The 23006-nt window shown below is 68.4% G+C and carries 24 protein-coding genes; 14 read left to right on the top strand and 10 right to left on the bottom strand.

The genetic code is table 11. The annotated features are described in order from the left end of the window. Positions 1-13: 13 nt before the first annotated feature. Entirely contained in the window at positions 14-2107 is a 2094-nt protein-coding gene (gene tkt, locus AB4Z18_RS07845; protein ID WP_441782123.1) for a transketolase, read from the bottom strand. A 272-nt stretch (positions 2108-2379) separates the two neighbouring features. Here tkt and AB4Z18_RS07850 point away from each other — a divergent pair, with 272 nt between their 5' ends. Together AB4Z18_RS07850 and AB4Z18_RS07855 are read left to right on the top strand one after the other, a co-directional pair. Then, entirely contained in the window at positions 2380-3300 is a 921-nt protein-coding gene (locus AB4Z18_RS07850; RefSeq protein WP_441782124.1) for a heme o synthase, read from the top strand. Positions 3301-3367: 67 nt separating this feature from the next. Then, positions 3368-3952 carry a GNAT family N-acetyltransferase gene (locus AB4Z18_RS07855; RefSeq protein WP_441782125.1) on the top strand — a complete coding sequence of 195 codons (585 nt, stop codon included), beginning with the start codon at positions 3368-3370 and terminating at the stop codon, positions 3950-3952. Here AB4Z18_RS07855 and AB4Z18_RS07860 read toward each other — a convergent pair. After that, a complete protein-coding gene (locus AB4Z18_RS07860) occupies positions 3926-4864 on the bottom strand; it encodes a COX15/CtaA family protein (protein ID WP_441782126.1) in 939 nt (312 codons plus the stop codon). The two genes, AB4Z18_RS07855 and AB4Z18_RS07860, sit on opposite strands and share 27 nt — an antisense overlap. A 329-nt stretch (positions 4865-5193) precedes the next feature. On the opposite strand from AB4Z18_RS07860, the gene sufB reads away from it, so the two are divergent. The 6 genes from sufB to AB4Z18_RS07890 all read left to right on the top strand — a co-directional run bounded on the left by sufB (position 5194) and on the right by AB4Z18_RS07890 (position 11041). After that, a complete protein-coding gene (sufB, locus tag AB4Z18_RS07865; protein ID WP_441782127.1) occupies positions 5194-6612 on the top strand; it encodes a Fe-S cluster assembly protein SufB in 1419 nt (472 codons plus the stop codon). Beyond that, positions 6609-7859 carry a Fe-S cluster assembly protein SufD gene (gene sufD / locus AB4Z18_RS07870; protein WP_441782128.1) on the top strand — a complete coding sequence of 417 codons (1251 nt, stop codon included), beginning with the start codon at positions 6609-6611 and terminating at the stop codon, positions 7857-7859. The genes sufB and sufD overlap by 4 nt, the downstream gene beginning before the upstream one ends. Further along, positions 7859-8188 carry a non-heme iron oxygenase ferredoxin subunit gene (locus tag AB4Z18_RS07875; RefSeq protein WP_441782129.1) on the top strand — a complete coding sequence of 110 codons (330 nt, stop codon included), beginning with the start codon at positions 7859-7861 and terminating at the stop codon, positions 8186-8188. The genes sufD and AB4Z18_RS07875 overlap by 1 nt, the downstream gene beginning before the upstream one ends. A gap of 2 nt (positions 8189-8190) precedes the next feature. Then, entirely contained in the window at positions 8191-8985 is a 795-nt protein-coding gene (gene sufC, locus AB4Z18_RS07880) for a Fe-S cluster assembly ATPase SufC (RefSeq protein WP_441782130.1), read from the top strand. Between the two features lie 23 nt (positions 8986-9008). After that, entirely contained in the window at positions 9009-9338 is a 330-nt protein-coding gene (locus AB4Z18_RS07885; RefSeq protein WP_285116646.1) for a metal-sulfur cluster assembly factor, read from the top strand. A gap of 104 nt (positions 9339-9442) precedes the next feature. Beyond that, positions 9443-11041, top strand: a complete 1599-nt coding sequence (locus AB4Z18_RS07890) for an ABC-F family ATP-binding cassette domain-containing protein (RefSeq protein WP_441782131.1) — start codon at positions 9443-9445, stop codon at positions 11039-11041. Between the two features lie 67 nt (positions 11042-11108). Here the strand turns inward: AB4Z18_RS07890 and AB4Z18_RS07895 are convergent, their stop codons facing one another. Genes AB4Z18_RS07895 through AB4Z18_RS07905 form a run of 3 tightly spaced genes read right to left on the bottom strand, consistent with a single transcriptional unit; the run spans position 11109 to position 12534 of the window. Next, on the bottom strand, positions 11109-11972 hold the full coding sequence (locus AB4Z18_RS07895; protein WP_441782132.1) for an SURF1 family cytochrome oxidase biogenesis protein: 864 nt from the start codon (positions 11970-11972) through the stop codon (positions 11109-11111). Further along, positions 11969-12229: a hypothetical protein gene (locus AB4Z18_RS07900; protein WP_441782133.1), complete on the bottom strand. Its 261-nt coding sequence runs from the start codon at positions 12227-12229 to the stop codon at positions 11969-11971. The genes AB4Z18_RS07895 and AB4Z18_RS07900 overlap by 4 nt, the downstream gene beginning before the upstream one ends. Then, positions 12226-12534: a DUF3099 domain-containing protein gene (locus AB4Z18_RS07905; RefSeq protein WP_441782134.1), complete on the bottom strand. Its 309-nt coding sequence runs from the start codon at positions 12532-12534 to the stop codon at positions 12226-12228. Before AB4Z18_RS07905 ends, AB4Z18_RS07900 begins: the two co-directional genes overlap by 4 nt. An 89-nt stretch (positions 12535-12623) precedes the next feature. Between AB4Z18_RS07905 and fabG the strand changes: the two genes are divergently transcribed. Continuing rightward, entirely contained in the window at positions 12624-13334 is a 711-nt protein-coding gene (gene fabG / locus AB4Z18_RS07910) for a 3-oxoacyl-ACP reductase FabG (RefSeq protein ID WP_441782135.1), read from the top strand. 18 nt (positions 13335-13352) lie between these two features. Here fabG and serB read toward each other — a convergent pair whose 3' ends face one another. Together serB and AB4Z18_RS07920 are read right to left on the bottom strand one after the other, a co-directional pair. Continuing rightward, positions 13353-14009, bottom strand: a complete 657-nt coding sequence (serB, locus tag AB4Z18_RS07915; protein WP_441782136.1) for a phosphoserine phosphatase SerB — start codon at positions 14007-14009, stop codon at positions 13353-13355. Further along, entirely contained in the window at positions 14006-15250 is a 1245-nt protein-coding gene (locus AB4Z18_RS07920) for a glucose-1-phosphate adenylyltransferase (protein WP_441782137.1), read from the bottom strand. Before AB4Z18_RS07920 ends, serB begins: the two co-directional genes overlap by 4 nt. 47 nt (positions 15251-15297) lie before the next feature. Between AB4Z18_RS07920 and glgA the strand changes: the two genes are divergently transcribed. The 3 genes from glgA to AB4Z18_RS07935 all read left to right on the top strand — a co-directional run bounded on the left by glgA (position 15298) and on the right by AB4Z18_RS07935 (position 17725). Further along, the gene (gene glgA / locus AB4Z18_RS07925; RefSeq protein WP_441782138.1) at positions 15298-16488 is read left to right on the top strand and encodes a glycogen synthase; all 1191 of its coding nucleotides are present in this window, start codon (positions 15298-15300) and stop codon (positions 16486-16488) included. A gap of 30 nt (positions 16489-16518) precedes the next feature. Next, positions 16519-17319, top strand: a complete 801-nt coding sequence (locus AB4Z18_RS07930; RefSeq protein WP_441782139.1) for an ABC transporter ATP-binding protein — start codon at positions 16519-16521, stop codon at positions 17317-17319. Between the two features lie 154 nt (positions 17320-17473). Then, the gene (locus AB4Z18_RS07935; protein WP_441782140.1) at positions 17474-17725 is read left to right on the top strand and encodes a type B 50S ribosomal protein L31; all 252 of its coding nucleotides are present in this window, start codon (positions 17474-17476) and stop codon (positions 17723-17725) included. A gap of 176 nt (positions 17726-17901) precedes the next feature. Here AB4Z18_RS07935 and AB4Z18_RS07940 read toward each other — a convergent pair whose 3' ends face one another. From AB4Z18_RS07940 to treS, 3 genes are all read right to left on the bottom strand, one after another. After that, positions 17902-18219: a DUF4190 domain-containing protein gene (locus AB4Z18_RS07940; RefSeq protein WP_441782141.1), complete on the bottom strand. Its 318-nt coding sequence runs from the start codon at positions 18217-18219 to the stop codon at positions 17902-17904. 80 nt (positions 18220-18299) lie between these two features. Beyond that, positions 18300-18986: an exonuclease domain-containing protein gene (locus tag AB4Z18_RS07945; protein WP_441782142.1), complete on the bottom strand. Its 687-nt coding sequence runs from the start codon at positions 18984-18986 to the stop codon at positions 18300-18302. A gap of 59 nt (positions 18987-19045) precedes the next feature. Then, complete coding sequence (gene treS / locus AB4Z18_RS07950) at positions 19046-20755, bottom strand: maltose alpha-D-glucosyltransferase (protein WP_441782143.1); 1710 nt, start codon at positions 20753-20755, stop codon at positions 19046-19048. Between the two features lie 173 nt (positions 20756-20928). Here treS and AB4Z18_RS07955 point away from each other — a divergent pair, with 173 nt between their 5' ends. Both AB4Z18_RS07955 and AB4Z18_RS07960 read left to right on the top strand, forming a co-directional pair. Then, positions 20929-21840 (top strand): alpha/beta fold hydrolase, encoded by a 912-nt coding sequence (locus tag AB4Z18_RS07955; protein ID WP_441782144.1) that lies wholly within the window; start codon positions 20929-20931, stop codon positions 21838-21840. Next, on the top strand, positions 21837-22919 hold the full coding sequence (locus tag AB4Z18_RS07960; protein WP_441782145.1) for a glycosyltransferase family 4 protein: 1083 nt from the start codon (positions 21837-21839) through the stop codon (positions 22917-22919). Before AB4Z18_RS07955 ends, AB4Z18_RS07960 begins: the two co-directional genes overlap by 4 nt. Positions 22920-23006: the final 87 nt, after the last annotated feature.

The raw sequence follows: 23006 nt of genomic DNA on the forward strand, positions 1-23006 counted from the left end.
TTGTGCTCAGCGGTCAGAGCGACGCGAGCGATTCCTTGGCGGCGGACACGGCGTGCTCGGTGGTCATACCGAACTCGCGGAACAGCGTCTTGTAGTCGGCCGACGCACCGAAGTGCTCGATCGACACGCTGCGGCCGTGGTCGCCGACGATCTTGTCCCAGGCGAGCGCCAGGCCGGCCTCGATGGAGACGCGGGCCTTGATGTCGCTGGGGAGCACCTTCTCGCGGTACTCGGCGGGCTGCTCGGCGAACCATTCGAGGCTCGGAGCGGAGACGACGCGGGCGTTGATCCCTTCGCCGCGCAGCTCCTCGCGGGCCTCGAGGGCGATCTGCACCTCGGAGCCGGTGGCGATGAAGATCACGTCGGGCGTGCCGCCCGGCGCTTCGGCCAGAATGTACGCGCCCTTCGACACGTTCTTGGCCGACGCGAGGGTGTCGCCCTCGGCGTCGCCCTCGCCGCGCTCGAACACCGGGATGTTCTGGCGCGTCAGCGCGATGCCGGCCGGGCCGTTGCGGCGCTCGAGGATGGTCTTCCACGCGTAGGCGACCTCGTTGGCGTCGCCCGGGCGGACGACCGCGAGGTTCGGGATGGCGCGGAGCGTCGAGAGCTGCTCGATCGGCTGGTGCGTCGGGCCGTCCTCACCCAGGGCGACCGAGTCGTGCGTCCAGACGAAGATCGACGGCACCTGCATGAGAGAGGCCAGACGGATCGCGGGGCGCTGGTAGTCGCTGAAGATCAGGAAGGTGCCGCCGAACGGACGCGTCGGTCCGTGCAGCACGATCCCGTTGAGGATCGCGGCCATCGCGTGCTCGCGGATGCCGAAGTGCAGCACCCGGCCGTACGGGTTGCCGGTCCACTCGTGCGTCGACCGCTCGGCCGGCACGAAGGATGCGGCGCCCTCGATGGTGGTGTTGTTCGACTCGGCCAGGTCGGCGGAGCCACCCCACAGCTCGGGCATGACGCCGGCGATCGCGTTGATCACCTTGCCGCTCGCAGCGCGGGTGGACACGTCCTTGCCGGGCTCGAACACCGGGAGGGCGCTCTCGAGCTCCTCCGGGACCGCGCCCGAGAGCAGACGGTCGAGCAGCTGCTTGCGCTCGGGGTTCGCCTCGGCCCAGGCGTCGAAGCCCTTCTGCCATTCGGCGTGCTCCTCGGCACCCCGGTCGATCGCCTTGCGGGTGTGCTCGATGACCTCTTCGGCGACCTCGAAGGTCTGGTCGGGGTCGAAGCCGAGCACCTCCTTGACGGCGCGCAGCTCGTCGGCGCCGAGGGCCGATCCATGGATCTTGCCGGTGTTCTGCTTCTTCGGCGACGGCCAGCCGATGATCGTCTTCAGGATGATGAGCGACGGCTTGTCCGTCACCTCCTGGGCGTTGACGATGGCCTGGTGCAGCTCCTGCACGTCCTCCTCGTAGACGCCCGTCTTCTTCCAGTCGACGACCTGGACGTGCCAGTGGTACGCCTCGTAGCGCGCCTTGACGTCCTCCGTGAAGGCGATGTCGGTGTCGTCCTCGATGGAGATCTGGTTGCTGTCGTAGATCGCGATCAGGTTGCCGAGCTCCTGGTGGCCGGCGAGCGACGACGCCTCGGAGCTGATGCCCTCCTCGAGGTCGCCGTCGGAGGCGATCACGTACACGTGGTGGTCGAACGGGCTGGTGCCGGGAGCGGCATCCGGGTCGAAGAGTCCGCGCTCGAAACGCTGCGCATATGCAAAACCGACGGCGGAGGAGATGCCCTGACCGAGTGGTCCGGTGGTGATCTCCACGCCGTCGGTGTGTCCGTACTCGGGGTGGCCGGGGGTGAGGGAGCCCCAGGTGCGGAGCGCCTTGAGGTCGTCGAGCTCGAGCCCGTAGCCGCCCAGATACAGCTGGACGTACTGGGTCAGCGAGGAGTGGCCCGCCGAGAGGATGAAGCGGTCGCGCCCCAGCCAGTGCTGGTCGCGCGGGTCGCGGCGCATCACCTTCTGGAAGAGCAGGTAGGCGGCGGGGGCGAGGCTCATGGCGGTGCCGGGATGCCCGTTGCCCACCTTCTCCACCGCGTCGGCCGCGAGGACGCGAGCCGTGTCTACTGCCTTGTTGTCAATGGGATCCCACTGCAGTGCTGCCACGTGAAAACTGACCCTTCGTAGAAATGGTGAGGGTCGTCGTAGGGAACCCGCACCGGTTGAGGTAGTGCGCGCCGTGGACGTCATCGGCGCCGGGCCCCGCGGGGCCTCGGCTGGCGAGCATCTCCAAGTATAGGTAACACGCACGAAACGTGGGGTGTTCCCCCAGACGGTTGTGCCAGAGGCGTACACGGCGTATCCGCCCGGCGGCACCTCTACGTGTCGTAGACTTGCCCGGGGTCCCGCACCCATCCGCCGAGCACACACGAGGAGCAATGGACGTCGCTGTAGAGAGCCGTGTCGCACCGGGCCGCATCGGCGCCGCTCGCAAGGTGAAGGCGTACATCTCCCTCACCAAACCGCGTGTCGTCGAGCTGCTGCTGGTCACCACGGTCCCGACGATGATCCTCGCCGCGCACGGCATCCCCAACCTCTGGCTGGTGCTCGCGACCGTGGTCGGCGGCTACATGAGCGCCGGGTCCGCTGGCGCGTTCAACTGCTACATCGACCGCGACATCGACCGCGTGATGCGCCGCACCAAGAACCGGCCGCTCGTGACGGGCGAACTCTCCGACCGCGAGGCTCTCGTGTTCGCGTGGGCGCTCGGCATCGCGTCCGTGCTGGTGCTCGGTTTCTTCACGAACTGGCTGGCAGCGGCGCTGTCGGTCGCGGCCATCCTGCTCTACGTCGTCTTCTACACGCTGATCCTCAAGCGCCGAACCCCGCAGAATATCGTCTGGGGCGGCGTCGCCGGCTGCATGCCCGTGCTGATCGGCTGGGCGGCGGTGACCGGCTCGCTCGACTGGGCGCCGTTCATCCTGTTCGGGATCATCTTCCTTTGGACGCCGCCGCACTACTGGCCGCTGTCGATGAAGTACCGCTCCGACTACCAGGAGGCGGGCGTGCCGATGCTGGCCGTGGTGCGGGGCCGTGCCGTCGTCGGCCTGCAGGTCATCCTGTACGCCTGGGCGATGGTCGCCTGCTCGCTGCTGCTGATCCCGGTGGCGCACATGGGCCTCGTCTACACCGCGGTCTCGCTGGTCGCCGGCGGCTGGTTCATCTACGAGTCGCACCGGCTCTACAACCTGGCCATCCGCCACGAGACGGTGTCGCCGATGCGCGTGTTCCACGGCTCGATCGCCTACCTGACGCTGATCTTCCTCGCGGTCGCGATCGACCCGCTGCTGCCGTTCTAGGCTCCGCTCGATCGGCCTTCGCAGGAAAGCCGTGCCGGAAAGGCCGCGGGGCCCCTAGCATGTGCGCATGACAGCGCAGTTGCTGACGACGCGGCTGGTGACACCGCGCCTGGTGCTCGACGCGCCGACGGACGACGACATCCCGGACGTGATCGAAGCCTGCCAGGACGCCGAGACCCAGCGCTGGGTGCCGCTTCCTGCGCCGTACACCCGCGAGAGCGCGGAGTTCTTCGTCCGCAGCTACTGCCCGCACGGCGTCGCCAGCAGGCGGTACATCGTGTGGGCGCTGCACGGGCGGGAAGGCGCCCCGGATGCTGGGCTCGCCGGCGGCCGGATGCTCGGCGCCCTGGAGGTACGGAAGGACGAACGCGCCGGTTCCGCCTCCCTCGGCTGCTGGTCGGGCCCGTGGGCGCGCGGCCGTGGCTACATGCGGGAGGCGCTGGGCGCGGTGACGCGGTACGCGCTCGACCCTGCCGGGCTCGGCTTCGATCGGCTGAACTGGGAGTACGTGCCCGGCAACGAGGCGAGCAGGCGGCTCGGCGAGTCGGCCGGTTTCGACTTCAGCGATGACCTACGGACGATCGTGAGCCTGCACGGCGAGGCGCTCGAGGCGCGCGTCGGCTCCTTACGCCGCGACGACGTCGGCGGCTGAGTCGGCGTCCACCGCAGCAACGACCGGCTCGTACAGCGCGAGCACGACCGCGGTCATGGTGCTCGCCAGCAGCGCGGCCAGCGTCATGTGGATGCCGACGAGCACCCCGGGCAGTCCGGTGTTCGCCTGAATCAGCCCGACGGCGATCTGCAGCAGCTCGACGGCGAGCAGGTACTGCGTGAAACGGCGAAGCGCCGGCCCGCCGACCCGGAATGCGGCGACGACGAGCAGGATGGTCAGCGCGAAGGTGACGTACGCAGGGATGGCGTGAACGTGCTGCAGGATCTCCGGGTTCAGGCCACTGCGGGGGGTGTTCTGATCGCCCGCGTGCGGACCTGCGCCGGTCGTGACGATGCCGACCAGGATGGTCAGCACGACGACGACGCTCGTCAGGTAGGCGACGCCCGCGTACCAGCCGGGAACCGCCCGATAGCGTGCGCCGGGCACGGCATAGAGCCGGACGAGGTACGACGTGGTGAGGGCGACGAGCACGATAGAGGTGACGAAGTGGATGCCGACGACCCACCAGGTGAGCCCGGTGAGCACCGTGATCCCGCCCAGGATCGCCTGGAAGGGGACACCGAGCCCGGCGATGAGCGTCAGCCAGAACAGATCGGAGCGTGATCGGTAGAGCTTCACGACCTGCAGGAAGGCGATGATCGCGAGAATCGCGAGCACGCCGCCCAGCATCCGGTTGCCGAACTCGATCACGCCGTGGATGCCCATCTCGGGCGTGTTCACCAGGGAGTCGGCCGTGCACTTCGGCCAGGTCGGGCATCCGAGTCCGCTGCCGGTGAGCCGCACCGCCCCGCCCGTCGCGACGAGCAGGATCTGGGCGGCCAGGTAGATCCATGCGACGACCCGCGTCCGCCTGTCGATGCGGTCCGGCAGCCAGGCGATGATGCGCTTCATGGTTCGGGGGCTTCCTCGGGTCTGTTCGGCGGTTCCGGATGCGGATACTCGGGCAATGCGCAGGCGCGCCTCTACTAATACCGCGCCGCACCTGTAGAATTGGTGGGTTCGAGGAACGCGCCTTGCAGCGCGTGCGCGCGGTCGGATTCTCCGGCCGTGGCCGGGGCATCGTGGCCCGTCTCCACGGACAGTTTAGGTACGCACGTGTTGGTACGCACACCGCCACCCGCGCAATCAGGACTCTCCAGTCGACCGGCATGAGCCGTGCGTCTGGAGAGGGAATGAGCCGGACTGATATCCGGTTACGAGTGGAAGGAAACGAGGTAGATATGTCAGACATCCTGATCGATCGGCCAGAGCTCGCCTCTTTGGGGCAGTACGAGTTCGGCTGGGCCGATTCCGACGCGGCGGGCTCTTCCGCGCGTCGCGGGCTCTCACCGCAGGTGGTGAAAGACATCTCCGCACTGAAGAACGAGCCCGAGTGGATGCTGCAGCGTCGCCTCAAGGCCCTCCAGCTCTTCGAGCGGAAGCCGATGCCCACCTGGGGCGCCGACCTCTCGGAGATCGACTTCGACAACATCAAGTACTTCGTCCGCTCCACCGAGAAGCAGGCGCAGAGCTGGGAAGACCTCCCGGAGGACATCCGCAACACGTACGAGAAGCTCGGCATCCCGGAGGCGGAGCGTCAGCGCCTCGTGGCCGGCGTCGCGGCGCAGTACGAGTCCGAGGTCGTCTACCACCAGATCCGCGAAGACCTCGAGCAGCAGGGGGTCATCTTCCTCGACACCGACACCGCCCTGCGCGAGCACCCGGAGATCTTCGAGGAGTACTTCGGCACCGTCATCCCCTCCGGTGACAACAAGTTCGCCGCGCTGAACACGGCCGTCTGGTCGGGCGGTTCGTTCGTCTACGTGCCGAAGGGCGTGCACGTCGAGATCCCGCTGCAGGCCTACTTCCGCATCAACACCGAGAACATGGGCCAGTTCGAGCGCACGCTGATCATCGCCGACGAGGGCAGCTACGTGCACTACATCGAGGGTTGCACGGCGCCGATCTACAAGTCCGACTCGCTGCACTCCGCGGTCGTCGAGATCATCGTCAAGAAGAACGCCCGGGTGCGCTACACGACCATCCAGAACTGGTCGAACAACGTCTACAACCTCGTGACCAAGCGGGCGACCGCGGCCGAGGGCGCCACCATGGAGTGGATCGACGGCAACATCGGCTCCAAGGTGACGATGAAGTACCCGTCGATCTACCTGATGGGGGAGCACGCCAAGGGTGAGACCCTGTCCGTCGCGTTCGCCGGCCCCGGCCAGCACCAGGACGCCGGCGCGAAGATGATCCACATGGCGCCGTACACGCAGTCGTCGATCGTCTCCAAGTCGATCGCCCGCGGCGGAGGGCGAGCCGGCTACCGCGGTGAGGTGCGGGTGGACGCGGCAGCGCACCACTCCGCGAACACCGTGCGTTGCGACGCGCTGCTGGTCGACACGATCTCGCGCTCCGACACGTACCCGGCGATCGACATCCGGGTGGACGACGTGCAGCTCGGCCACGAGGCGACCGTGTCGCGCGTGAGCGAGGAGCAGCTGTTCTACCTGATGTCCCGCGGACTCCCGGAGGACGAGGCCATGGCCATGATCGTCCGCGGCTTCATCGAGCCGATCGCCCGTGAACTCCCCATGGAGTACGCACTCGAACTCAACAAGCTCATCGAGATGGGCATGGAAGGCTCTGTCGGATGACGCAGATCGAGACGACGACGACCGACCCGGCCGCCCCCGCCCCAAAGCACCTGCGCGCGCCCGTCCCCGTACAGAGCCGCGCCGAGCGGTTCACCTCGACGGAGGTCTCGGACTTCCCCGCGGTGACCGGTCGGGAGCCGATGTGGAAGTACACGCCGGTGGCGCGCATCCAGGAGCTCATCTCGGGCGACCTGGACGGCTCGCCGTACGTGTACGACGTGACGACGGCGCCCGGTGTGACCACCGCGTGGCTGGGTCGCGACGACGCCCGCATCGGCTCAGCCGGCATCCCCGAGGACCGCGCGTCCGCGAACGCGTGGACCGCGTTCGAGCAGGCGCTGCTGATCAGCATCGGTGAGAACCTCAGCGGCGACCACCGCGAGGTGACGCTCACGCGTTCCGCCCTCGGCGGCGCCGCCCGCGCGGCGCACACCGTCGTGGAGGTCGCCGCGGGCGCCGTCGCGACACTGATCCTGCAGAACACCGGAGCCGCGCACCTCACCGAGAACGTCGAGTTCCTGCTCGGTGCAGACTCCGACCTCACGGTCGTCTCGCTACAGGAGTGGGACGACGACGCCATCCACGTGGCCGCCCACTTCGCCGAGATCGGCGAGGGCGCGCGCATCAAGCACGTCGCGGTCACCCTCGGCGGCGGCGTCGTTCGCCTGAACCCGTCCGCCCACCTCTCCGGTGCGCGCGCCGACGCGGAACTGCTCGGTGCCTACTTCGCCGACGCGTCGCAGCACCTCGAGCAGCAGGTCTACGTCCACCACGACGGCCCCGAGACCCGCAGCCGCGTGACCTACAAGGGCGCGCTGCAGGGCCAGGGCGCCCGCACGGTGTGGATCGGGGATGTGCTGATCGGCCCGAAGGCCGTCGGCACCGACACCTACGAGCAGAACCGCAACCTCGTGCTCACCGACGGCGCCCGCGCCGACTCGGTGCCGAACCTCGAGATCGAGACCGGCGACATCGTCGGCGCCGGCCACGCCAGCGCCACCGGCCGGTTCGACGACGAGCAGCTGTTCTACCTGCAGTCGCGCGGCATCCCGGAGGAGGAGGCGCGTCGCCTCATCGTCCGCGGGTTCCTCTCCGAGATCGTGCAGCAGATCGGGTCGCCGGCGCTCCAGGAGCGCCTGCAGGCGAAGATCGAGGACGAGCTCCAGTCGTCGACGGTCACAGCGTCCTCCTCCGCCGTGTCGGCTCCGTCCTCAGCGCCGACCCCGTCCGCCGGGGCCGAGCGCTGATGGCGGGGCAGCGCGTCGCCGCGGTCACGGAACTGGTCGAGAACCAGGCCACCCGCGTCGTGGTCGACGGTGTCCCCATCGCCGTCGTCAAAGACTCCGCGGGCACCATCCACGCCATCGGCGACACCTGCACCCACGGCGAGATCTCGCTGTCCGAGGGCTTCGTCGAGGACGAGACGCTCGAGTGCTGGGCCCACGGGTCGCAGTTCTCGCTGGTCACCGGCAAGCCCCTCAACCTCCCGGCCTACGAGCCGGTCCCCGTCTTTCCCGTCGAGATCATCGACGGAGACGTCTACATCGACTCCAGCGTTACGAAAGAGAACCAGTAATCATGTCAGTCCTCGAGATCCGCGACCTCCACGTCACCGTCGAGACGGACCAGGGCGTCAAGCCCATCCTGAACGGCGTCGACCTCACCATCAACGAGGGTGAGATCCACGCGATCATGGGCCCGAACGGCTCCGGCAAGTCGACCCTGGCGTACACGATCGCCGGTCACCCGAAGTACACGGTCACCCAGGGCACCATCACGCTCGACGGTGAAGACGTGCTCGCCATGACGGTCGACCAGCGTGCCCGCGCCGGCCTCTTCCTCGCGATGCAGTACCCGGTCGAGATCCCGGGCGTGACCAACACGAACTTCCTCCGCACCGCGAAGACCGCGATCGAGGGCGAGGCGCCGTCCATCCGCACCTGGGTGAAGGATGTCCGCGAGTCGATGAACGCGCTGCGCATGGACTCCTCCTTCGCCGAGCGCAACGTCAACGAGGGCTTCTCGGGCGGCGAGAAGAAGCGCAACGAGATCCTCCAGCTCGAACTGCTGAAGCCGAAGTTCGCCGTGCTCGACGAGACCGACTCCGGCCTCGACGTGGATGCGCTGAAGGTCGTGTCCGAGGGCGTCAACCGCGCCAAGACCAACACCGGCCTCGGCATCCTGCTCATCACGCACTACACGCGCATCCTGCGCTACATCAAGCCGGACTTCGTGCACGTCTTCGTCGCCGGCCGGGTCGCGGAGCAGGGTGGCCCCGAGCTCGCCGACCGCCTGGAGGAGGAGGGCTACGACCGTTACGTCGACGCCCCCGAGCCCGCGTCCGCTTCGGCAGCCGAGCTGGCCGAGGCCTGAAAACCGAGAGGTACAATCGCATCATGCCCGCCACGCTGAGCCCGGCGCTCTTCGACCAGGTCGAGGAGGCGCTGAAGAACGTCATGGATCCCGAACTCGGGATCAACGTCGTCGACCTGGGCCTGATCTACGACCTCGCCTTCGATGAGGAGAACAACGCCCTCATCATCTCGATGACGCTGACCAGCGCCGGCTGCCCGCTCACCGACGTGCTCGAGGAGCAGACCGCTGAGAGCCTGGACGGCATCGTGGAAGCCTTCCGCATCAACTGGGTGTGGATGCCGCCGTGGGGTCCCGAGCGGATCACCGACGACGGGCGCGACATGATGCGCGCCCTCGGCTTCGCAATCTAAGACATCCCTCTAAATCAGTTCCGGACTTTTTCGACCGCGCCGTGGTGTGTCGGGCCGAAAAAGTCCGGAACTGTTTGCTGAGAACCAAGAGAAATGGAATCACTGTGCTTGCCGTGCAGGGTCTTGAACTGCGCGTAGGCGCACGCCTCCTGATGGAGGACGTGAGCTTCCGCGTCGCCGACGGCGACAAGATCGGGCTCGTCGGGCGCAACGGCGCCGGGAAGACGACGCTCACCAGGGTGCTCGCCGGCGACCTGCTGCCGAACGCCGGCAAGGTGGACCGCTCGGGCGACCTCGGCTACCTGCCGCAGGACCCGCGATCCGGGAACCTCGACGACCTGGCGCGCACGCGCATCCTCGACGCACGAGGCCTCGGCTCGATCGTGCTGCAGATGCAGCAGGCGACGCACGACATGGCGAGCACCGACGAAACCGTCTCCGCGGCCGCGATGAAGAAGTACGGCCGGCTGGAGGAGCAGTTCCACCTGCACGGCGGTTACGCGGCCGAGGCGGAGGCCGCCTCCATCGCGTCGAACCTGAACCTGCCGGACCGCATCCTGGATCAGCCGCTGAAGACGCTCTCGGGCGGTCAGCGGCGTCGCATCGAGCTGGCGCGGATCCTCTTCTCGGATGCGCGCACGATGATCCTCGACGAGCCGACCAACCACCTCGACGCCGACTCCGTGATATGGCTGCGTGAGTTCCTGAAGAACTACAACGGCGGGTTCATCGTCATCTCCCACGACGTGGAGCTGGTCGGCGAGACGGTCAACCGCGTCTTCTACCTGGATGCGAACCGTCAGGTCATCGACATCTACAACATGGGCTGGAAGCACTACCAGCGCCAGCGCGCCGCCGACGAGGAGCGCCGGAAGAAGGAGCGCGCCAACGCCGAGAAGAAGGCCGGCGCCCTGCAGCTGCAGGCGGCCAAGTTCGGCGCGAAAGCGACGAAGGCGGCGGCCGCCCACCAGATGGTCGCGCGCGCCGAGAAGCTGCTCGCGGGGCTGGAGGACGTTCGTCAGGCCGACCGCGTGGCGAAGCTGCGCTTCCCGACGCCCGCTCCCTGCGGCCGGACTCCGTTGCAGGCGAGCGACCTGTCGAAGAGCTACGGGTCGCTCGAGATCTTCACGGCCGTCGACCTCGCGATCGACCGCGGCTCGAAGGTCGTCGTGCTCGGGCTCAACGGCGCAGGCAAGACCACGCTGCTGCGGATGCTCGCAGGCGTCGACCGCCCGGACACCGGCCAGGTCGAACCCGGCCATGGCCTGCGCGTCGGGTACTACGCGCAGGAGCACGAGACGATCGACGTCGAGCGCAGCGTGCTGCAGAACATGGTGTCGTCGTCACCGTCGCTCACCGAGACCGAGGCCCGCAAGGTGCTGGGCTCCTTCCTGTTCACCGGGGATGACGCGCACAAGCCCGCGGGCGTCCTCTCCGGCGGCGAGAAGACGCGTCTCGCCCTGGCGATGATCGTCGTCTCGGGCGCCAACGTCCTGCTGCTCGACGAGCCGACCAACAACCTCGACCCGGCGAGCCGCGAGGAGATCCTGGATGCGCTCGCGCACTACGAGGGCGCGGTCGTGCTGGTCAGCCACGACGAGGGCGCGGTGGAGGCGCTGAACCCGGAGCGGGTGCTCATCCTCCCCGACGGCGTCGAAGACCACTGGAACCGCGACTACCTCGACCTGATCTCGCTGGCGTAGCGCATTCGTGCTGAATGTCGACTTTCGCGGCGCGAAAGTCGACATTCGGCACGAATCGGACCGTCGTTTAACGGGCGGCGTCGAGCAGTTCGTCCTCGACGTCGGCGTCGGTGCGCTTCGCGCGGCGCCGACGCTCGCGCTCGGCCGCGCGCACCCGCTCGGCAGGATCGTCGGAGTTGCGCTTGCGGTACTCGGTGACCAGCGCGTAGCCGAGGCCGAAGAACCCGATCAGCGCGAAGATGATCCACTGGATCATGTACGACCAGTGCAGTCCCTCATCCTGTGTCGGGGGAGAGGTGACGGTGGGCGTCGGAGCGGTCGCGGGCGCCGGGTCCTCGCTGTCGAGCAGTCCGTACGCGCCGGTGTAGACATCCGCGCCGCCGAGCTTCTGCTGGACGACCGAGAGCTGGATGGTGCCCACCTGCGAGCCGGTCGCCGTGCGCCCGGGGATCGCCGGTTCGCTGGCCTTCAGGCGTGCCACCACGGTGACGGTTCCCGCTGGAGCGGCCGGTACGTGGTCGGGCGTGTCGGTGGTGTTGCCGGTCGGGACCCATCCCCGGTCCACGATGAACAGCGAGCCGTCGGCCGTGCGCAGCGGCGTCAGCACCTCGAAGCCGGGGCTTCCGTTGAAGGGCCGGTTGCGCACCAGCAGCTGCTTGTCACGCTCGTACGTTCCGGTGACGGTGACGCGCCTCCACTCCTGCTTCGGGGAGTAGGCGGACAGGCCCGGCAGTTCGTCGGTCAGCGGCACCGGCTTCGAGTCGAAGTTCTCGGTGACGAGCGCATTGGCTGCTGCCGCCTCCTTGCTGCGGGCGAGCTGCCAGTTGCTGAGGAACCCGCACGCGATGGCGAAGACGATGGCGAATGCCAGGTAACCGAACCACCGCCGGGAGATCGCGAAGCGCCACCCCTCGGGCTGACGCCCGCTCACGCCGTCGGCCTCTCGGGCTCGACCTCGGCCCCGGCGACCTCGGCCTCATCCACGGAGACGACCCGCAGCGGGAAGTCGCGGGCGGCGAGGAACTGCCGCAGGAACTCCTCGTGCTCGTCGCACGCCAGCCACACCTTCACGCGGTCCTCGGCGTGGATGCGCGGGTTGCGCCATTCGATCCGCCAGGACGCCGTCTCGCGGCAGCCGGCGCGGGAGCACGTCAACGGCGCAGGCGCGTCCGATCCGAGCCCGATCACTGGTCCTCCCGAGGGTCCTGGCGCGGCCCCGGGGGCGGGGGCGCCACTGGAAGGATATTGCCTGGTCGCTGAACTTCCTCTCGGCGCGGGTCCACCGACACGTTCGCGATGACCACCGCGAAGTACGGCAGGAAGATCGCACCGATCAGCGGGACGGCCGCCCACCATCCCGGGACGATCACGGCGACGATCAGGCACACCACACGGATACCCATGGCGACCGAATACTTGATCATCCGGTGCCGACGTTCCTCGTCGGGGGAGAGGGGCAGGCTCGTGATCGACGGAGCTGTGGGCTTCTTCATGTGCGTTGAGTCCAGCGTACGTCCATAAACTAGGTGGCGGTCCGTTCACGGACATCTTGCAGAAAGCTGTACTCCTTGAAGGGAACCGCATGACCACGCCACGCACCGTCCTCATCACCGGAGGCAACCGGGGGATCGGCTTCGCCATCGCCGAGGAGTTCGTCGCCCAGGGCCACCGGGTAGCGGTCACCGCGCGTTCGGGCGAGGGTCCGGAGGGCGCGCTGACGGTGCGGGCGGATGTGACGGACGCCGCCTCCGTCGACGCTGCGTTCACCGAGGTGGAGCAGAAGCTCGGCCCGGTGGAGGTCGTGGTCGCGAACGCGGGCATCACCAAGGACACCCTCCTGATGCGGATGACGGACGAGGAGTTCGACTCGGTGATCGAGACGAACCTCGGTGGCGCGTTCCGCGTCGTCAAACGAGCCAACAAGGGGATGCTGAAGGCCCGGTTCGGCCGCATCGTCCTCATCTCCAGCGTGGTGGGTCTCTTCGGTGGCGCCGGCCAGGTCAACTACGCCTCGTCGAAGGCGGGACTCGTCGGCATGGCGCGCTCGATCACCCGCGAGTTGGGCGCCCGCGGCATCACGGCGAACGTCGTGGCGCCCGGCTTCATCGAGACCGACATGACGGCCGAGCTGCCCGAGGCGCAGCAGGCCGAGTACAAGAAGAGCATCCCTGCGGGCCGCTTCGCCTCGCCGACAGAGGTCGCGAAGGTCGTGACCTGGATCGCGGGCGACGACGCCGGATACATCTCCGGCGCGGTCATCCCGGTCGACGGCGGCCTCGGGATGGGCCACTAGCGGCAGCTCAGTCGTAGGTCAGCCGCGCAGGCCGAGCAGCGGGAGCACCTGCGACAGGTCGGGCCGGTCGATGACCACGTCTGCTTCGGCGCGTACCTTCGGCTTGGCGTTGAACGCCACGGCGAGGCCGGCTTCGGCCATCATCCGGAGGTCGTTGGCGCCGTCGCCGATCGCGACGGTCTGAGACAGGTGCACGCCCGCGGCTGCGGCCCAGAACAGCAGGGCCTGCGCTTTGGCGGCCGCGTCGACGACCGGGCCGTCGACCTCGCCGGTGAGCACGCCGTCCTCGACGACGAGCCGGTTGGCGCGCCAGTGATCGAGGCCCAGCCGCTCGCCGATCGGGTCGAGGAGCTCGTGGAAGCCGCCGGAGACGACGCCGACCACCCCGCCCGCCTCGTGGACGCCCGCAACCAGTTCCGGAACGCCCTCCGTCACCCGGATGCGCTCACCCACGTGCTGGAAGACGGCTGCGGGGAGACCGGCGAGCGTGCGGACACGCTCACGCAGACTCGCCTCGAAGTCGAGTTCGCCGCGCATCGCGCGCTCGGTGATCTCAGCGACCTCGGTGCGCGAGCCCGCTTCCTCGGCGAGCAACTCGATGACCTCGTCCTGCAGGAGGGTCGAATCGGCATCGAGGACGACCAGGACGGACGCTGTGCTGTGCTCAGGCGTCATGGAACGACGTGGACGCCCTTGCCGACCACGGTGATCCCCGAGTCGGTCACGGTGAACCCGCGAGCGCGGTCGCGGTCGGGGTCGACCCCGATCTGCGCGCCCTCGGCGACCACCACATCCTTGTCGAGGATGGCACGGCCGACGAACGCATTCGGCTCGATGATCGCGCGCTCGAAGACGACCGAGTCGATCACCTTCGCGCCGGAGTCGACCTTCGCCCAGGGGCCCAGCACACTGCGCTCCAGGTGGGCACCCGAGATCACGGAGCCGAGCGACACGATCGAGTCGATCGTCGTGCCGAGCGCTCCGCGCCCGTCCCGCACGATCTTCGCCGGCGGGGAGTTGAGCACCTGGCTGAAGATCGGCCAGCGGTTGTTGTACAGGTTGAAGATCGGGAGGGCCGAGATGAGGTCCTGGTGGGCTTCGAAGAACGAGTCGATCGTCCCGACATCCCGCCAGTAGTAGCGGTCGCGGTCGGTCGAGCCCGGCACGTCGTTGTTGTTGAAGTCGTAGACGGCGGCCTCGCCGCGCGCCACGAAGTCGGGGATGATGTCGCCGCCCATGTCGTGGTTCGAGTCTGGACGGTCGCCGTCGCGAATCACCGCGTCGATCAGCGCATCCGCGTCGAAGACGTAGTTGCCCATCGAGGCCAGCACCTCGTTCGGGGAGTCGGGCAGACCGATCGGGTCGCGCGGCTTCTCGCGGAAGGCGCCGATGCGGTCGGGGCGCTCCGGCTCGACCTCGATGACGCCGAACTGGTCGGCGAGCCCGATCGGCTGGCGGATGGCGGCAACACTCGCCGGCGCCCCGGACGCGATGTGCGCGTCGATCATCTGGCCGAAGTCCATGCGGTACACGTGGTCGGCGCCGACGACGACCACGATGTCCGGCTTTTCGTCGCGCAGCAGGTTGAGGCTCTGAAGGATGGCGTCGGCCGACCCGCTGAACCAGCGCTTGCCGAGGCGCTGCTGTGCGGGAACGGAGGCGATGTAGGAGCTGGTGATGCCATCGAGCCGCCAGGTCTGCGAGACGTGGCGGTCGAGGCTGTGCGACTTGTACTGGGTCAGCACGACGATCTGGCGCAGCTGCGAGTTGATCAGGTTCGACAGGGCGAAGTCGATCAGGCGGTACTGCCCGCCGAACGGGACGGCGGGCTTCGCCCGGTCCGCCGTCAACGGCATCAGCCGCTTTCCCTCGCCGCCCGCGAGGACGATGCCGAAAATCTTCTTGCCTGGTGCCATGCCCTCAACAGTAGAGGCGAAGTGTTCGCTGTACTAGCGTTTTGGTCATGCGCGTTGATCTTCTGACCCGGGAGTACCCGCCGGACATCTACGGCGGTGCCGGGGTGCACGTCACCGAGCTCGTGAGGGCTCTGCGAGTGGACACCGAGGTGATCGTGCGCGCCTTCGGGGAGGCGCGGGAAGAGCCGGATACCGCGTCGTACCGCGTGCCTGCCGAGCTCGCGGATGCCAATGGCGCCATCGCCACGCTCGGCGTCGACCTGCAGATGGCGCAGGACTGCGGGGGAGCGGACATCGTCCATTCGCACACCTGGTATGCGAACGGCGCCGGCCACCTGGCGAAGCTGCTGCACGGCGTGCCGCACGTCGTGACCGCGCACAGCCTCGAGCCGCTGCGGCCGTGGAAGGCCGAGCAGCTCGGCGGCGGCTACCGCGTCTCGAGCTGGATCGAGAAGACGGCGTTCGAGTCCGCCGACACCGTCATCGCGGTGAGCGACGGGATGCGGCGCGACATCCTGGCCGCGTATCCCGAGCTCGACCCCGCCAAGGTCGTGACGATCTACAACGGCATCGACCTGGAGCGCTGGCAGCCGCTGCGCGACGACGAGCGAGCACGGGCGCTGGGCATCGACCCGGACCGCCCGGCCGTCATCTTCGTCGGCCGGATCACCCGGCAGAAGGGGCTGCCGTACCTGCTGCGGGCGGTGCGGCTGCTGCCGCCGGAGGTGCAGGTCATCCTCTGCGCCGGCGCGCCCGACACACCCGAGATCCTCGCCGAGGTGAGCGGTCTGGTCGAGCAGCTGCAGCAGGAGCGGGACGGGGTGGTCTGGATCGACCGGCTGCTCCCGAACGACGAGCTGCGCATCGCCCTCACCGCCTCCACGGTCTTCGTGTGCCCGTCGATCTACGAGCCGCTCGGCATCGTGAACCTCGAGGCCATGGCCTGCGGGCTGCCCGTGGTCGGAACGGCGACCGGCGGCATCCCCGAAGTGATCGTCGACGGAGTGACCGGACGCCTCGTGCCCATCGACCAGCTGCAGGACGGCACCGGCACCCCGACCGACCCGGAAGCGTTCGTGGCGGACCTCGCCGCCGCCCTCACCGAGGTCGTGAGCGACCCCGCGCGGGCCGCGGAAATGGGCCGCGTCGGGCGCGAGCGGGCCGAGACATCGTTCAGCTGGACGGCGATCGCCGAGCAGACGCGCGACGTCTACCGATCGCTCTCCGGCCGTCACTGATGCGCTTCGGGCGACGGTAGGCTGGATGGCATGGCCGACAGCGTTCTCCAGCTTTCCGACGTGTCCGTTGTACGGGACGGCAACCCCGTCCTGAAGGGAATCGACTGGGCGGTCGAGCCGGACGAGCGGTGGGTCATCCTTGGCCGGAACGGCGCCGGTAAGACGACGCTCCTGCAGATCGCGGCGGCCGCGATGCACCCCAGCTCCGGCGAGGCCGTTGTGCTGGGCGAATCGGTCGGTCACACCGACCTCGCGGAGCTCCGCCCGCTGCTCGGCTTCGCGTCCAGCGCCGTGGCCCGGCGCATCCCGCGGAACGAGCGAGTGCTGGATGTCGTGATGACGGCCGCATATGCGGTCACCGGTCGCTGGAACGAGCTGTACGAGGAGATCGACGAGCGCCGCGCCCACCGCGTGCTCTCCGAGTGGCACCTCGACCACCTGGCCGAGCGCACGTTCGGGAGCCTGTCTGACGGCGAGCAGAAGCGCGTGCAGATCGCCCGCTCGGTGATGACCGACCCGGAGATCCTGCTGCTCGACGAGCCGGCCGCGAGTCTCGACCTCGGCGGGCGCGAGGAGCTGCTGCAGCTCCTCGGCGGCTACGCCAGCGACCCGAAGTCGCCCGCGATCGTCATGGTCACCCACCACGTCGAGGAGATCCCGCAGGCGTTCAACCGCGCGCTGCTGCTGAAGGACGGCGAGGTCATGGCCCAGGGCCCGATCGGCGAGGTGCTGACGAGCGAGAACCTGACCGCGACCTTCGACATCGAGATCGAGATCAGCGAGTCCGACGGCCGGTACACGGCCCGGGCGCGCCAGGGCGTCGAAGGCTGAGCACCGCGACCCGATCTGCTAGACTCGATAGCTGGCTCCCGAACCGTTCGCACCGTCTTGGCTGCGTTCGCTCTCCGAGGGCCTGAAGCTTCCCGTCCACGCGGTCTGCGCGGACACGACCGAACCGACTACTAGCTGCAACAAGGAAGTCCTGATGAAGACTGGCATCCACCCCGACTACGCCCCCGTGGTTTTCCGCGACCTGGCCTCGGGTGCGACGTTCCTCACCCGTTCCACCGTCTCGAGCGACAAGACGATCGAGTGGGAGGACGGCAACACCTACCCGGTGATCGACGTCGAAATCTCGTCGGAGTCGCACCCGTTCTACACGGGCAAGCAGCGCATCCTCGACTCGGCCGGCCGCGTCGAGAAGTTCAACTCGCGCTACAAGAGCTTCGGCAAGTAAGCCGCACGTACGAAGGCCCCCGTCCTCTGGACGGGGGCCTTCGTCGTTCCCGGTGGTCGCGTCCCCTCGGTAGTGCGGGGGCTATCGAAGGAGATTCGACGCTGTAGCCCTCGCATCTCCTTCACCACTGCCTTGTGAAGGAGATTCGGGGGCTTTTCTCCTTCGATAGCAGCGGGCTAGTTGCTCTGGTAGTAGACGGCGGAGTTGGCGGCGGCGACGACCACGATGATCGTGACGATGATGCCGAGCGCGAGTGCGACGAAGCCGATGATGATGGCCGCGAGTGCGAGGCCGCGGCCCTGCTCGCCGGTGCGCTTGATCTGGGACAGGGCGATGAAGCCCAGGATGATGCCCACGATGCTGATGAAGAACGTCGCGACGAACGCGACGATGGACATGGTGTTCCAGCCGGGCTGCCCGGAGCCGTAGGGCTGCGCGTACTGGGGCTGCTGTTGTGGCGGGAGGGGCTGCGGGTTCAGGTTCGAGTCGCTCATGGCGCAGAGACTAGCGGGAGTGGCGGACGCGCGAGTAGACCCCAGGTGGAGGGGCGAGCGTCCCGGCCCGGTTCGGCGGCTCAGCGCAGCGGCCAGGCTCCGGAGGTGGTGAACTGCGGGTCGCGCTCCCGCCGCATGTACTCCTGGAAATCGGCAGCCTGCTCCTTGCACCAGTCCACCTGGCGGCGGTGCAGCTCCGCGGCCTCCAGCGCCAGTGCTTCGGCGTGGATGCGCGCGAGCGCCTGCGCAACGCGCCCGGCGGCGATCGCATCCGCTCCCGCATCGTGGGCCGCGATCAGGTCGACGCCGTAGTGGGTCGCTGTCATCGTCAGGGTGCGCTTGCCCCGGCGGAACTTGTCCACCGCCTTGTCGATCACGAGCGGGTCGACGATGGGGCCGGGGGAGGCGAGCGGTGCGACGTCGTAGCGGCGGGCCTCCCGGTCGAGCAGGGTGAAGTCGTAGGGAGCGTTGTAGGCGACCACGGGGATGCCGCGGTCGAACAGGCTGCGCAGCTGCGCGACGATCGCGGCGACGGCGCGTGCCGGATCCATCCCGTCGGCCCGCGCCCTCTCGGTGGTGATGCCGTGGACGGCGGTCGCCTCCGACGGGATCTCGACCCCCGGATCCACCAGCCAGTCGCGGCGGTGCAGCACCTCACCGGTCTCGTCGAGCAGCCCGACGTGCGCGGTCACGATCCTGGCCGTCTCGACGTCGATGCCGGTGGTCTCGAGGTCGAAGACGCCCAATCGGTGATGCCACGTGCTCATGCCCCAACGCTAAGCACGACCACCGTCATCCCCGCGGAACGGCACGCCGAACGGTGAGTTCAGTCGCGGCGCGGCTCGATGTGCAGCCAGTAGAAGTTCTGCGTGCCGAGCGTGAGTGTGAAGCGGCCGTCGTCGGCGACCGTCGGGAACTCGGCTCCGCCGAACAGGTCGTACAGCGTGGCCCCGGCGAACTCCGTCGCCTCCAGCGAGACGGAGACGGGATTGTGCGCGAACGAGAACACGCACAGCACGTCCTCCGGCTGGTCGCCGAAGTGCGAGCCGCTGCCGGCGTACGAGCGCACGAACGCCAGCACCGACTCGTGGTCGGTGGGGAGCACCCGGATGTCGCCCAGCCCGAACACGGGATGCGCCTTGCGCACGTGGATGACGTTGCGGATCCAGTGCAGGAGGGACCGGGACTGCGCGAGCTGCGCCTCCACGTTCACCTGGTTGTAGTGGAAGACCAGCGACTGCACGATCGGCAGGAACAGCTTGCCGGGGTCGGCGCTGGAGAAGCCGGCGTTGCGGTCCGGCGTCCACTGCATCGGCGTGCGGGAGCTGTCGCGGTCGGGCAGCCAGATGTTGTCGCCCATCCCGATCTCGTCCCCGTAGTAGAGGAACGGGCTGCCGGGGAGAGAGAACAGCAGGGCGTGGGCCAGCTCCAGCTCGGCTCGGGAGTTGTCGAGCAGCGGGGCGAGCCTGCGGCGGATGCCGATATTGGCGCGCATCCTCGGGTCGTAGGCGTACCAGCCGTACATCGCCTGCCGGTACTCCTCGCTCACCATCTCGAGCGTCAGCTCGTCGTGGTTGCGGAGGAACACGCCCCACGCCGCCCCGTCGGGCACGTCGGTCGTCTCGGACAGCACACGGACGAGTTCGCCGGCCTGCTGGGAGCGCAGCGCGTAGAAGATGCGTGGCATGACGGGGAAGTCGAAGGCCATGTGGCACTCCGGCTCCTCCTCGCTGCCGAAGAACGCCGCGACCTCGCGGGGCCACTGGTTCGCCTCGGCGATCATGATGCGGCCGGGGTACTCGCGGTCGACCCACTCGCGCAGCTTGATGATGAACTCGTGGGTCTTCGGCTCGCCCTCGCCGTTGCCCTCGTCGGACTCGTAGAGGTAGGGGATGGCGTCGAGCCGGAAGCCGTCGACGCCGAGGTCGAGCCAGAACTTGACGATGTCGTACATCGCCTCGTGGACGGCCGGGTTCTCGAAGTTGAGGTCGGGCTGGTGCGAGAAGAAGCGGTGGAAGTAGAACTGGCGCCGCGCCTCGTCGAAGGCCCAGTTGGAGTCCTCGGTGTCGACGAAGATGATGCGGATGTCCGGCCACTTGTCGTCCGTGTCGTTCCAGACGTAGAAGTCGCCATAGGGACCTTCCGGGTCGGAACGCGACTGCTGGAACCACTCGTGCTGGTCGGACGTGTGGTTGATCGGCAGGTCGATGATGATGCGCATGTTGCGCTCGTGGGCCTTGGTGACGAGCTCGCGGAACTCGTCGATCGTCCCGAACTCGGGGAGGATCGACTTGAAGTCGGCGACGTCGTAACCGCCGTCGCGCAGCGGCGACTGGAAGAACGGCGGGAGCCAGAGCGCGTCGATGCCCAGCCACTGCAGGTAGTCGAGCTTGGAGGTGAGGCCGGCGATGTCGCCGGAGCCGTCGCCGTTGCTGTCGACGAACGACCGCACCATGACCTCGTAGAAGACCGACCGGCGGTACCACTGCGGATCGAGGGCCAGGCCGGGCAGCGTGATCGGCGCGGTGAAGCTCACGGTTCTCCTTCTGCGCGGCAAGCCGCGGGACGGGGGATGCGGGGAGATGGGGGCAGTACGGGGGCGTGCGGGGTGGTGGCGGGGGAGCGCGAGGTGCTGCAAGCGATTGCAACCACAGAAGTCTAGGACGTGCAGACGGTGCGCTGTCCAGTCCCTGCCTAGACTGGAGGACGATGACTGTGACCTCACCCTACGCCGCCGCTCTCGGGCGGGTGCCCATACGCGAGGGGGCGACCGTCGTGCTCGGCTCGACGACCCGGTTCTGGGACTACGGCGACCCGGATGCGGCCGCCACTCTGGTGCTGGTCCACGGGTTCCGCGGCGACCACCACGGGCTCGAGCCGGTGGTCGCGCAGCTGGACGGCATCCGGCTGGTCTCGCCCGATCTGCCCGGGTTCGGCGCGTCGACGCCGCTGACCGAGGCGGCGCACGACATCGACGGGTACGGCCGCTGGCTGAGGGGGTTCGTCGCGTCGCTCGAGTTGAGTGGGCGCGTGGTGCTGCTCGGCCACTCCTTCGGGTCGATCGTGGTCGCAGCGTCGCTGGCGACGGCGGGCGCGTCGGGCTCCAGCGACCGTCCTGACGCCGTCGTGCTGGTCAACCCGATCGGCCAGCCCGCGCTCGAGGGGCCGCGCGGGATCTTCACGCGGCTCGCGATCTTCTATTACTGGCTCGCCTCGGTCCTCCCGGAGCGGCTCGGCTTCGCCCTGCTCCGCAACCGGCTGATCGTGCGAGTGATGAGCGTGACCATGGCCAAGACGAAGAACCGGGCGCTGCTCCGCTGGATCCACGACCAGCACGACCGCTACTTCTCGGCGTTCAGCGACCGGACGGTGGTGCTGGATGCGTTCCGCGCGTCCGTGTCGCACGACGTCAGTGAGTATGCGCAGCGCATCCCGGAGCGGACGCTGCTGGTGGCGGCGGAGAAGGACGACATCACGCCCATCGCCGCCGAGTACCGGCTGCAGACGCTGTTCCCGCAGGCGGAGCTGGTGGTCATCCCGGAGGTCGGCCACCTCATCCACTACGAGACGCCTGTCGCCGCCGCCCGCGCCATCCAGCGGTTTCTGGAGGAGCCGTCGTGAGGATTCTCTTCGACTGCCGCTACACCCGGATCGGGCGTCATGACGGCATCAGCCGCTACACCGCCGGGCTCGTCACCGCGTTGGCAAAACGTCACCCGGTCACGATGCTGATCAGCGACCACCGCCAGCTGGAGCTGCTTCCCGAGTTGCCGTGGGAGCTCATCCCCTCGCCGACCTCGCCGGGGGAGCCCTGGGTCGCGCGCACGGTGAACCGCCTGAAGCCGGACATCGTGTTCACCCCCATGCAGACGATGGGCGGCTTCGGGCGCAAGTACCGCCTGGTGCTGACCGTCCACGACCTCATCTACTACCGGCACCCCACCCCGCCGCGCGACCTTCCGGCGTTCGTGCGCGGGCTGTGGCGGCTGTATCACCTCGCGTGGTGGCCGCAGCGGCTGCTGCTGAATCGCTCCGACACTGTCGTAACGGTCTCGGAGACGACCAAGGAGCTCATCGCCGAGCACCGGCTGACGAAGCGACCCGTGCACGTCGTGCCGAACGCCGCCGACATGCCGGAGCTCGCTCCGGGCCGCGCCGAGCGCACGGCGCCCGAGACGAAGAGCCTGGTCTATATGGGCTCCTTCATGCCGTACAAGAACGTGGACACGCTGGTGCGCGCGGTCGCGCTGCTGCCGGAGTACGCCCTCCACCTGATGAGCCGCGTGTCGGAGGCTGAGCGGCAGCGGCTGCGCGAGCTCGCACCGGGCGCGCAGCTCGTCTTCCACGACGGCGCGAGCGACGAGGAGTACGCGGAGACGCTCGCCGCGGCCACCGCGTTGGTGTCGGCGTCGCACGACGAAGGGTTCGGCATCCCGCTGGTGGAGGCGATGACGGTCGGCACGCCGGTCGTGGTCAGCGACATCCCGATCTTCCGGGAGATCGGTGGGGAGGCCGCGCTGTTCTTCGAGGCGGACTCGCCGGAGCAGGTGGCCGCGCGGGTGCGCCACCTGGAGGAGGACGGCGTGTGGGCCGCGCGCTCGGCGGCCGGTCACGCCCAGGCGCAGCGCTACACGTGGGAGGCGTCGGCCGAACGGCTGCTGACGGTGCTCACCGCGACGGCGTCGCGTCGCAAGCGCTGACGCAGTCCGCCGCACTCCGACGGAGTTGACGCAACACGCCGTTGCGCCGACCCGCTGGACGGCGTGTCGCGTCAACTGGGCGCCTGC

Source organism: Leifsonia sp. 2TAF2 (assembly GCF_052115085.1).
Taxonomy (GTDB): domain Bacteria; phylum Actinomycetota; class Actinomycetes; order Actinomycetales; family Microbacteriaceae; genus Leifsonia.

Excerpts from the sequence above, each read along its gene's own strand:
- AB4Z18_RS07850 (WP_441782124.1), top strand. The coding sequence starts at position 2,380 with ATGGACGTCGCTGTAGAGAGCCGTGTCGCACCGGGCCGCATCGGCGCC.
- AB4Z18_RS07855 (WP_441782125.1), top strand. The coding sequence starts at position 3,368 with ATGACAGCGCAGTTGCTGACGACGCGGCTGGTGACACCGCGCCTGGTG.
- AB4Z18_RS07860 (WP_441782126.1), bottom strand. The coding sequence starts at position 4,864 with ATGAAGCGCATCATCGCCTGGCTGCCGGACCGCATCGACAGGCGGACG.
- sufB (WP_441782127.1), top strand. The coding sequence starts at position 5,194 with ATGTCAGACATCCTGATCGATCGGCCAGAGCTCGCCTCTTTGGGGCAG.
- sufD (WP_441782128.1), top strand. The coding sequence starts at position 6,609 with ATGACGCAGATCGAGACGACGACGACCGACCCGGCCGCCCCCGCCCCA.
- AB4Z18_RS07875 (WP_441782129.1), top strand. The coding sequence starts at position 7,859 with ATGGCGGGGCAGCGCGTCGCCGCGGTCACGGAACTGGTCGAGAACCAG.
- sufC (WP_441782130.1), top strand. The coding sequence starts at position 8,191 with ATGTCAGTCCTCGAGATCCGCGACCTCCACGTCACCGTCGAGACGGAC.
- AB4Z18_RS07885 (WP_285116646.1), top strand. The coding sequence starts at position 9,009 with ATGCCCGCCACGCTGAGCCCGGCGCTCTTCGACCAGGTCGAGGAGGCG.
- AB4Z18_RS07905 (WP_441782134.1), bottom strand. The coding sequence starts at position 12,534 with ATGAAGAAGCCCACAGCTCCGTCGATCACGAGCCTGCCCCTCTCCCCC.
- fabG (WP_441782135.1), top strand. The coding sequence starts at position 12,624 with ATGACCACGCCACGCACCGTCCTCATCACCGGAGGCAACCGGGGGATC.
- serB (WP_441782136.1), bottom strand. The coding sequence starts at position 14,009 with ATGACGCCTGAGCACAGCACAGCGTCCGTCCTGGTCGTCCTCGATGCC.
- AB4Z18_RS07920 (WP_441782137.1), bottom strand. The coding sequence starts at position 15,250 with ATGGCACCAGGCAAGAAGATTTTCGGCATCGTCCTCGCGGGCGGCGAG.
- glgA (WP_441782138.1), top strand. The coding sequence starts at position 15,298 with ATGCGCGTTGATCTTCTGACCCGGGAGTACCCGCCGGACATCTACGGC.
- AB4Z18_RS07930 (WP_441782139.1), top strand. The coding sequence starts at position 16,519 with ATGGCCGACAGCGTTCTCCAGCTTTCCGACGTGTCCGTTGTACGGGAC.
- AB4Z18_RS07935 (WP_441782140.1), top strand. The coding sequence starts at position 17,474 with ATGAAGACTGGCATCCACCCCGACTACGCCCCCGTGGTTTTCCGCGAC.
- AB4Z18_RS07940 (WP_441782141.1), bottom strand. The coding sequence starts at position 18,219 with ATGAGCGACTCGAACCTGAACCCGCAGCCCCTCCCGCCACAACAGCAG.
- AB4Z18_RS07945 (WP_441782142.1), bottom strand. The coding sequence starts at position 18,986 with ATGAGCACGTGGCATCACCGATTGGGCGTCTTCGACCTCGAGACCACC.
- AB4Z18_RS07955 (WP_441782144.1), top strand. The coding sequence starts at position 20,929 with ATGACTGTGACCTCACCCTACGCCGCCGCTCTCGGGCGGGTGCCCATA.